The 11263-nt window shown below is 38.3% G+C and carries 5 protein-coding genes; 4 read left to right on the forward strand and 1 reads right to left on the reverse strand.

Going from position 1 to position 11263, the window contains the following annotated elements; translation table 11 throughout:
• The 4 genes from ACYIAL_RS12290 to ACYIAL_RS12305 all read left to right on the forward strand — a co-directional run.
• Nucleotides 1–1233 (forward strand): hypothetical protein (locus ACYIAL_RS12290; protein ID WP_483751835.1); only part of this gene is annotated, 1233 nt, incomplete at its 5' end.
• A gap of 23 nt (nucleotides 1234–1256) precedes the next feature.
• Complete coding sequence (locus tag ACYIAL_RS12295; protein ID WP_483751838.1) at nucleotides 1257–9953, forward strand: hemagglutinin repeat-containing protein; 8697 nt, start codon at nucleotides 1257–1259, stop codon at nucleotides 9951–9953.
• The gene (locus ACYIAL_RS12300; RefSeq protein WP_483751836.1) at nucleotides 9953–10450 is read left to right on the forward strand and encodes a contact-dependent growth inhibition system immunity protein; all 498 of its coding nucleotides are present in this window, start codon (nucleotides 9953–9955) and stop codon (nucleotides 10448–10450) included. The genes ACYIAL_RS12295 and ACYIAL_RS12300 overlap by 1 nt, the downstream gene beginning before the upstream one ends.
• A 391-nt stretch (nucleotides 10451–10841) precedes the next feature.
• Entirely contained in the window at nucleotides 10842–11102 is a 261-nt protein-coding gene (locus ACYIAL_RS12305) for a hypothetical protein (protein WP_483751837.1), read from the forward strand.
• On the opposite strand, the gene ACYIAL_RS12310 is transcribed toward ACYIAL_RS12305, so the two are convergent.
• On the reverse strand, nucleotides 11085–11263 hold a 179-nt coding region (locus ACYIAL_RS12310; protein WP_141672912.1), incomplete at its 5' end, for an integrase core domain-containing protein. The genes ACYIAL_RS12305 and ACYIAL_RS12310 overlap by 18 nt on opposite strands.

Below are 11263 nucleotides of genomic sequence, written 5' to 3' on the forward strand. Positions count from 1 at the left end.
ACTTTGACGGCGGATGGAAAAATTGTCAATACGGGGGCGATGCAGGCTCAGCAAGATATTCGCTTAAGCAGTCAACAGGACATTCGCAATAGCAAGCAAATTTACAGTCAACAAAATATCCACTTAAGCAGTCAAAAAGCCATTGTGAATGAGGGTTCATTCCTTGCCAAGCACGATGTTGTTCTTAAAGCCTCAGCGATAAATAGCACTAAAAATAGTACTGTGGCTGCGGGTATTGATGAAAAGGGAAAACTGACCGAGCCTGGTAATATTGATGCTACTGCCAATAGTATTGCATTTAATGGCAAAAACAGTGCAAACAACGCATTATCATTAAAAGCTAAAAACCGTCTTAATCTTGATGGTAGTCAAACGTATGCTAATGATTTAAATCTGACAGGCGAATCGATCTCGCTTAGTGGGGCGCAAGTCCAAACTGAGCAACAATTACGTTTAACTAGCGCTAAAACGATAAACACGTCTGACGCAACGATAAAGGCCAAAGAAGGCATAGCATTAACAACCAACGCACTCACGAGCAACAATAGTCAGCTTATTGCAGAAAACGACATTACACTAAGAGCCAATCATATAAAAAGTAATGCCGCTAAAATAAATACCAATGGTGCAATAATTATTGATGCTGATGATACTGAAATGCACGATGCCAGCTTAAGCGCTAAAGGTGCCGTTTCGTTGTCGAGCAGTGAGCTCAATGCGGATAACCTCGACCTTATTACCGAACAAACGCTACGTATTAATGCAAAAAATTTATCCACTAACCGAGCTAAGTTACAGGCTAGGAATGTGGTTGACATTAATGCCGATACTTATTTTGCGTATTTTTTAAATCTTATTACAACCCAACCTGTATCGATAAAGGCCAATCAGTTAAAACTGGATAAATCAAAAATTAGTGCATTAGGTGATATTACCGTGCAAGGTCGAGCGCTAAGCAATCGAGAGTCGATATGGTGGTCCGGTAATAACATTGACATTAAAGCAGATAATATCGAAAATGGCGCCAGCCAGATGAAAGCGGCAAGCTCAATCCATTATCAGTTTGATTATCTAAATAATGATAATACCGTATTATTTGGTGGTAAGCATTTAACTTTTACGGGTAATACGTTACATAACCAACAGGCAAAATGGCAAAGTGGTGATAACATCGTTGTGGTGATAACATCGTTATTGATGCTTCAACACGCTTTGATAACCAATCAGGTTTAATCGTATCTGGTGGTACCTTAACCATTAACACGCAAACTATGGCTAACGATGATGCTAAGTTAATTGCTCATGATACCTTAGATATCCATGCTAAACACTTAGCAAGCGATAACAGTATACTGCAAGCCGGCAATGCGCTTAATTTAGCCATTGACGAGCAAATTAATGCGAAAGGAGCAAGTCTACACGCTGATAATCAAATTGTTATTAACAGTAAAAAAATAGATTTAAGCCATGCTGCCATTGGTGCAAAAGGCGATATTTTATTAACAGGGCAACAGCAAATCTTAAATCACGGCGAACTATTATCGACTGGTCAAGTCCATTTTAACGCTACTACAATTGAGGCGGATGATGCGGTAGTAAAAGTAGCAAATGATTTAGCAATTAAGGCACAAGAATCGGCGGCATTCAATCGTGTACAACTTATCACCAACAAAAAATTGATAATTGAGGCACCACGGGCAAATACTGCGAATTCTACGCTCTATGCTAATGATGGTATGCAATTGCATTTTTCTCAGCTTAATAATCAGAATGCAAATTGGTTTAGTGGTGGTGTAATCAACTTATTGGCAACCGAGTTTAACAATCAAAAAGCAACCATTCAGGCTAAACAAGATTTAGCTATTGATGCTCAACAAATTAACAACAGTGAAGCAATATTATTAACTGACGGTAAACTTTCAATCAATGCTAATCAAATTGATAACACCGCAGCACAAATTCAAACAAAAGACGACATTCATATTAAAGCGAGCGATCAGTTAAAAAATGCTAACACTAAACTGATAACAGATGGCAATATTGAGATTGATACTGATAACCTTACTAATACCGATGCAAAATTTTTAAGTCATCAGCATATTGCTATTCGTGCGGCCAAGTTTCACAACGAGAAAAGCCTCTTTTTTGCTGATGGTGCCATTAACTTCATTAGCAACATAATCAATAACCAAGACAGTGAAATTAAGTCCAAACAAGGGATTGACATACAAACAGAATCTCTTGTCAGTGACCGAGCTGAATATGTTACCGAAGGTAGCTTGAACTTAGCGAGCAAAACAGCATCATTAAATCATGCAACTGTTGCCAGCAAAGGGGATATAAATATTCACAGTGAACAAACACTGTCCATACAAAAAGCACTGCTGGTTGCACAGCAAAATATGCAACTTAAAGCCAACACAATCAATAGCAGTGAGTCAAGCATAAACAGTTTAGGTGATATTGATATTACTGGCACACAACTGACGAACAAGAATGCGGCGATCATCAGTAATAAAAACATTAAAATTAAAGCTGATACTATTAATAACACAGCCAGTGAAATGGGGGCGCAAGGTCATATTAACGTCAATGCCATCACGCTGATAAATAGCAATGCAAAATGGGTTGCCAACAACGGTATTACTATTGAAAGCGATGAGCTCAATAATTCTGGTGCACAATTAGGCAGTGACAAATCACTACATATTAATACGAAGCAATTCAACAATCAAAAAGCGATTTTCAATACAAAAGGAGACATCGCTATTCAGGCTGAAAGTTTGGATAACACTCAATCGAAATTATTCAGTGGCCAGTCAATAAAGATCGATACTACTCGTCTTATCAATAAAGGTGGAGTACTTAAAGCAGATAACGCCATAGCCATTAATAACCAAGAGTTTGATAATAGCGAAGCGATTTTAGTGGCACAATCTGCGATTAACATCATATCTAACACGCTGAATAATACTCAGGCCACACTCCAATCGCAAGATAAAATAACCCTTCAAGTCAATCGATTAGATAACCAGTCAGCGCTATTATTATCGGGTGATAAAGGAATAAGTATTGATAGCCAAACCTTAAACAACCAACAGGCCAAATTATTTACCAATGGTGATTTGACACTTCATGCTGACAATATTGCTAATCAACACGCAAAATTGGTTGCTGAAAAATCCCTGAATATAAAAACCCAACAAATAGATAATCAACAAAGTGAATTGCTGGCTAAAGGGAATATAAATATTCATGCAAACACACTCAATAATCAGCAAGTTAGCCTGATTTCAGAAAATAATATTGGATTAAGTGCAATTCTTGGTATTGATAATCATGCGGCGCAATTAACTGCGAATGGTAAAATTGAACTTACTTCATTGAACTATATTAACAATAATGAGGCAAAATTACTCTCCAATAACGGTATCAAGTTACAGACTACTGACTTAAACAATCAATCAGCGTCCTTAAAAACCAATGGTCTTATCAATGTTGAGGCAACGGATGTTGATAATCGACAGTCAGAATATATAGCTAACAACATCTTGCTTGAAAGCCATCATTTAAACAATGAGCAAGCCACCCTAACAGCGAATAATACGATGGTAATTAATGCTTGGGATTTTAATAATAGCAAAGGGCATTTACTGGCCGATAATATTTACTTAAAAACGCGAGCATTTCAAGGCGATGGCATAATAAAAACTAAAAATGATTTGTCCCTGGATTTAGACGATAGCTTTATCAATGAAAATGAAATAACCGCCAATGGTCATTTGTCTATTCGCACCACAAAAGACATTATTAATAAAAATAAAATCACTGCAGGTCGTCAAGTTTCATTAAGTAGTCAACAACTGGTTAACGAACAACAGGCAGAAATTAGTGCTGATTATTTAGCATTAAAGCATAAAAATATCACCAATTATGGATTAATTGATGGTACCACCTCGGTTATCCGTACAGACGCCTTAAACAACTTACAAACAGGACGTATTTATGCTGATAATCTTGCTATTAGCGCTACCCAGCTTAATAACCGCGGTCAAAATGGTAGAGCCCCTGTCATTGCAGCTCGACAGAATTTTAACTTGGGGATTAAAACATTAAATAACTATACGCATGCCCAATTGCTCAGTTTAGGGTATTTTAATATTGGGGGTGATCTTGACGAAAACTTCAATGTTATCGGCTTAGCTGACGTGATTAATAACCATTCGGCAACCATTGAATCGCAAGGGAGTTTAGTTATTGCGGCCAACACCATTAACAATATTAATGACCATATTGTTACAGAAATGCGCCAAAGCGATGAACCACCTGAAAAAGAAACTTATTTTCAAACCTCTGAAGGTGATGGACCAACAAAATACTCGCCAAATGATGTTCTTTATCGTATTCACACAAAATACATGCGTGGTATTCCTTGTCAATATTCAACTTCACATCACAGGTGCTATTATAAATGGAATGACATTCCAGAGCATTTAAGGCATTCCAATCGATTACAACGCATGTCAGTTCCATCTCATAACATTGACGGAGCGGAGGACTCGTGGGAATTTAATGTTATTAAACAAAAATATCGTACTGTTGTATTAGAAACCGATCCGGGTAAAATCATGGCAGCGGATCATATTATTATTCAAGGGCAAACGCTAAACAATCAGGACAGTAAAATTGTTGCGGGTAAAACCGTCAGCATCAACGTAAATCAACTAAACAATACGTCTCAGGAAACTTTATCAAAATATGTCTATTCAGGGAATTATTATGAACATAAGAAAAAGCACAAGGATGACTATAGATGTTATGGTCCTTCTAATTACACTAAAGCTGACGAAGTTTTTATTGATGATGCATTAAATCATAACATTTTAGATCATCAAATCTTTGAGCGCACACCGCTAAAAGAAATACCGAAACAAGCTGTCGAAGTTGAAAATCCCCATAATCAAGTTCTTGTGGGCAAAATGGTTGGTAATCCAATTTCGCAGCATGAAAAACAGTTAACTAATCCAATTATTGACTTAAGTCCAGATAATAAGCTCACATCAGATAAAACAAATCTAGTGGCTGAACCAAAGCATAAACAAGATGTTATTGCTACCTTGCCTTTCCTACCTGATAATCATTTTGAGGGAAATTTAGACAACAAAAAAGATACGTCGACAGTCAAAGAGCCTGATTTACCGGCTACTAAAGATGAGATGACACCGTCTAAAACTATTAGTATTTATGAGCCCAATTTGACCTTACCGGATAATAGCTTATGGATAGTTCACAAAGATACAGACAAAAATTATATTATTGAAACCGATCCGCGTTTTACCCAACGCAAAAAATGGCTGAGTTCAGATTATATGCTTCAACGCTTAAAAACTGATCCAGATTCAATACAAAAACGATTAGGCGATGGGTATTATGAGCAACAACTCATTCGTGAACAAATTCTTGGCTTAACGGGCAACCGATATTTACACGGTTACCATTCAGATTTAGAACAATACCAAGCATTGATGGATGCAGGAATTCGTTTTGCCAATGATTATGGCATTGTTCCCGGCGTTGAATTATCGGCAGAGCAGATGAAAGCCTTAACGACTGACATCGTGTTATTAGTGAAAAAAACTATCAATGTTGATGGTCAATCCATGGATGTGTTAGTGCCACAAGTTTATATGGTTAATCGGCCACAGCTGGGTAGCGATGGGGCATTAATTGCAGGCGAAAATGTATTTATTAAAGGTGATGAGCTTAACAGCAATGGTTTAATAAACGCCAAGAACGATATTTTATTAGAAGGGCATAACGTCACTAATAAAGGGACGATTTATGGTGATAGAGTTGCTATTAATGCAAAAAACGACATTACCAATTATGGCAAATTGGTGGGCGATAAGTTGGTTTATTTATCGGCAGATAATGACATCAACCTATTATCAAGCACGCGCACGCAAACTCGCGGTCGCAACTTAACCACCAATATTGACCAAAGTAGTATTATCCAAGTGAATAATGGCAATATTGTGATAGATGCCGGTCGTGATATTAATACAAAAGCGGGATGGATAATAAATAATGGCGAGACGGGTAATACCTGGTTACAAGCCGGTCACGATATCAAGTTCAACACGGCTGATATTGAAGAAAAATTAGATTTTAGGGCCAAAAAGGACTACCGCAAAACCGATGAAAAAAGCGTTGTAGGTACAGAGATAAGTGCCATTAATAATGTGATGCTTATTGCGGGTAACGATATAAACGCCAAAACAGTTGATATTGTTGCAGGCAATCATTTAGGACTTCACGCTGATAACGACATATCCATCGGAGCATCGGAAGAACGATTTGAGTTAGATGAGTTTCACAAGAGAAAAAAGAAAGGCTTTTTAAATAAGAGTACTACAACAACGCGTACTCAGATAGACAATACCACCCAAAAAGGCAGTGAGCTTTATGGTGATAGTGTCACTATTGATGCGGGTAACAACTTAACGGTGACCGGTAGCCAAGTGATTGGTACGCATAATGTAGCACTTGAGGCGGGTAAAGCGATTAATATTGATGCGGCGGAAGAGTCGTATTACCGAAAACACGAAACCAAGACCAAGAAATCGGGATTAATGGGCAGTGGCGGAATTGGTTTTACGGTGGGTAAAGAAAAAGAAAATCTCAAACAGACCGATACCGAACAAGCCTTTGTGGGCAGTGTTGTAGGCAGCACAAATGGCAATGTTAACATCCAAGCGGGCAAAGACTTAAATATCAAAGGCAGTGATGTCATCGCCCAGCAAAACATCAAATTACAAGGCGAAAACGTTAATATCGAAGCGCTAGATGCGAAGACGACGTATAAAGAAGAGTACAGTTACGAAAAGTCTGGCTTAACGGTAGCGTTAACGGGGACGGCTGCGGATATGTATGAAGCGGCAAAAGCAGTAGAGCGAGCTAAGAAGAAGGGCAATGACAAACTATTAGCACTCCAATCGATTAAATCGGCGTTAACGGCGATAGAAGCGCTTGAAGATTCTCAACTGAAAAACCAACAAGGACAAAGTCAAGCCTTAATAGGGGTGAGTGCGATGGTGGGCACGCAACGCACAGAGCGAGAAGTGAACCAAGAGCAGCATTCGGTAATAAGTAGTGGAGTTTCGGCGGGACGAAATATAGATATTATAGCGACAGGGGATGCGAATAAACAAGGTGGCGATATTACGTTAAAAGGGAGTGAAGTAAAAGCAGGTAATGATATTAATCTAACGGCTAATCGAGATTTAAATGTGATAGGCGCGGTCAACACCCAGCACAGCGACAGTGACGAAAAGAGCTATGGAGGCGGGGTTGGCATACAGCTGCAATTTGGTGGAGATGAAAGTGGCTTACGTTTTAAAGGCAATGCTAACTTTAGTCGAGAGCGAGAAAATGCCAACGGCAGTGCTTGGACAGAAAGTGTTATTGACGCTAACAACAAACTGACAATCAAGACAGGTAATGATGTTAATATCATTGGTGGTCAAGTTAAGGGTGATAGCGTCAAGATGGACGTGGGTAATAACTTAAACATCCAATCGTTGCAAGACACCGACGATTACGATTACGAAAAAATCAGCGGATCGGTGAGTGGAAGCGGAGGCTTTGGTGGTTTTAGTGCCAACGGCTCGTTATCTAGTACGAATATCGACAGCAAATGGGCAAGTGTCACCGACCAATCGGGCATTTTTGCCGGCAGTGGCGGTTATGATATCACGGTGGGCAACCACACCGACCTAAAAGGGGCGGTGATATCATCAGAAGCGAAAGATACCAATAAAAACAAACTTGACACCGGCACAATCAGCTTTAGTGATATCAAAAACAAAGCGGATTTTAAAGTTAGCCATGTTTCGGTGAGCGGAGGCACCGGCGGACCGGGTGCCCCGACGGCGTATCAAAACAGCGAAAAAGAGTCCAGCATAACGCATTCAGCGGTAGAAAATGGGCAACTCATCATCCGTAATAAAGACGACCAAAAACAAGATATCAACGAACTAAGCCGAGATACCGAGCATGCAAATAACTCACTCAAACCGATATTTAACAAACAAAAAGAGTTGGATAAATTAGAATCGGTAGAGCTAGTTAAAGACATCGCTCAACAGGCAAAAGGAGTGGTAAACAAATATGACCGCATTCAAGCGCAAAACAAATTAGACAACGACGAAGTAGCCAAAAAAGCGCTAGAAAATAAGACTAAAGAACAGCTAAAAGAAGAAAAGCTTAAAGCCGAACAAGACCCGAATTACACAGCTAAAACCTATGATGAAATTTATCAACAAAATTATTATGATGCTGTCAGTGATATAGTAATTAAAAATGCAAAAAACAACCTAGGCACCATGGGGGGAGATGTAAGCAAAGGGATTGACACAGCGACATCAATTATCACAGGCATTATTACCGGTGACATTACAGGAGGCCTTGCGGGGGCCAGTGCGCCATGGATAGCCGAACAGATAAAACTGCACACAGGGCATATGGATAAAGACGGCAACTGGGTGAGTGATAATGAAACAGCAAGATTAGTATCGCATGCTATACTGGGTGCGGTGGTAGCGGAATTACAAGGTAACTCAGGGATAGTCGGTGGAGCAAGTGCCGTAGGAGGCGAGCTAGCGGCAAAATTCATCTTAGATAACCTCTATGGTGGAAGAGACATCAAAGACCTCACTGAAGCTGAAAAACAAAATATCAGCGCATTAACCCAATTAGCGATGGGGCTATCAACTGCAGTAAGTGGTGGAGATGTGGGAGACATAAGTACTTCGATAGCTGCAAGTAAGAATGCGGTGGAGAATAACTTCTTAACTACGAAAGATATTGAAGAAGCAGATAAAAAATATGCGGCTTGTAAGGGAGATAAAGAATGCCAAATGCAAGTGGTTAAAGAAACAAATGAATTAAGCAAGAAAAATGATCTTGAATTACAAGAATTCATTAACCAGCTCAATAATGAAATGGCTGTTGAAATGCGTCAAGCCATTCAATATTGTGAAGGAGATATGCAATGTCAGAAAGAAGAATATGATAGAATAAGGCAAGAATTTAGAGATAAATTTAATTCATACAGAGAGTTAGTTTTAGATGGAACCGATTGGCAAAAAATAGAGACACAATACTATCCTGATAACACGAAGATAGAAGCGCTTTGGGAAGGAATTAAAGAAGCGCCCGGTAAATGGGTTGATGGTGCAGATAAAGCAATAAGATATATTGATGATAATACGTTAAATCAAATAGGTAATGATGCTTGGGAATTTGGTAAAAAAATTGCTCAAATTCCAAGGGAATGGTTTAATAAGGAAATACCAGCGGATTCATTTGAAACAGCATTAACCGAATTAAGTAGCATGACAGGCCATGATGTTGGAGAGGCGACCTTCTATAATGTGGCAGGAGTTGCTACGGCATCATTAGGTGGCAAAACGATACAATGGATTGGTGGCAAATGGGTTAAAGTTGAAGGCATAACTAAACCAGTGTCTAGAGCAGAAACCGGTATAAAATGGGGTGAAGGAATAAAAGGGCAAGGTATGCCTTGGGAAGATTTTGTAGGTCAAGAGCTTCCTGCTGGTTCGCGACTACCGCCAAACTTTAAAACATTTGATTACTATGATGAGGTAACAAAAAAAGCCGTTAGTGTCAAAACACTAGACACGACAACTCCTGCAAAATTGGCGAATCCAAAGCAAATTTATAATACATTAAAAAAGAATATTGATGCAGCAGCGGATTTTACAGAACATGAATTAAGAGGAATTACTGTATCAAGTACAGGTATTAGCCGTCGAGAAATTCGTTTAGCTATACCTGCCACAACTAATAAAGTACAATGGCAACAAATTCATAGAGCTATTGACTATGGTAAAAGTCGAGGGGTCAAAGTAATCGTAACAGAGGTGAGATAATGGATTTTACTAAACAAGAATGGTTTTATGCATCAGCATATCAAAACCAAGATTTTATCAATATTAAAACTTTTTCAGGTTATGGTAGAAAAGCAGCAGATCCTAATGGAGTTCAAATTTTATTGCCACCAGATGCATCTAATGAAGATTTAGGTAAAGCCACTTTAGCAGCTTTATCGAAAAGTCGAATAATCGATATCAGTGAAATTGCAACTTTTTTTGATTTAGATAATACCATGAAAAATTATAACAATTGGGTTGCGGATTTGATGAGCAAATATGGTTATAAAACTAAACGTGCTTTATTTAAAAACATGATGCGTTGTTCAATCGAGATTAGAAATGGTGTATTAACGATATATCCCAGTCATCACGAAAGACTAGAGGCATGGGGAGGGGACGGTTTTACAGATGATGACAATGTTGTTTTACCAATTAATAGTACGGCAGAAGAAATTGGTGCAGGATTAAGACTCGCTTTTAGTCGTTGCCGTTAATTGTAGTAGCTCAAACTTAACCCGACAATTCTAACACTATCTTACTTAGTGTGTTCGTTATTAAAAAGTGGCAGTTAACACTGTCACTAAATTCGATAATTAATTTTTTTATTGTTAATTTTGGTTTAGCACCAATTTTTAGCCATTGTTGTTTTCATGCGCCATGGATAATAAATTCCGTTTACTGTATTGCTCATTGTGTCATATGTTCCTTTATTCAAAACATAAAAAACACATTAAGTTATGGTTTTACTTACAAAAAATCAGTCAGAATATATAGCTAACAGCATTAAATCATAACATTTTAGAGCATCAAATCTTTGAGCGCACACCATTAAACGAAACACCCAAACAACCGGTTGAGGTTGAAAACCCGCACACCCAACTGATTGTGGGTAAAATCATTGACAACTCAATTTCTAAGCAAGAAAAACAGCTAACTAATCCAATTATCGACTTAAATCCAGACAATAAACTTACATCAGATAAAACAAATATCATTGTCGATTCAGCTCATAAGCAAGATATCATTACCACCATACCTTTTCTGCCTGATGATTTTGAGGGGCATTTAGAAAACGAAAACAATACGCCTGTAAATACCCCAAACTTAGTACAAGATTCAAGTAGAAAATCATGCTGCTTGTTTTAGTGTTTTATACTCAATCGGTGTCATGTTATTTAACGCCTCATGCGGTCTTTCGGTATTATAAATCGTTAACCATTCTTCGGTTATTCTCCTTGCTTGTGCTAAGTTGTTAAAAAGATATAAATCGAGTACTTCAGTACGATAGGTACGATTAAATCGTTCAA

This window comes from Gilliamella sp. X-57 (assembly GCF_057063565.1).

Excerpts from the sequence above, each read along its gene's own strand:
- ACYIAL_RS12300 (WP_483751836.1), top strand. The coding sequence starts at position 9,953 with ATGGATTTTACTAAACAAGAATGGTTTTATGCATCAGCATATCAAAAC.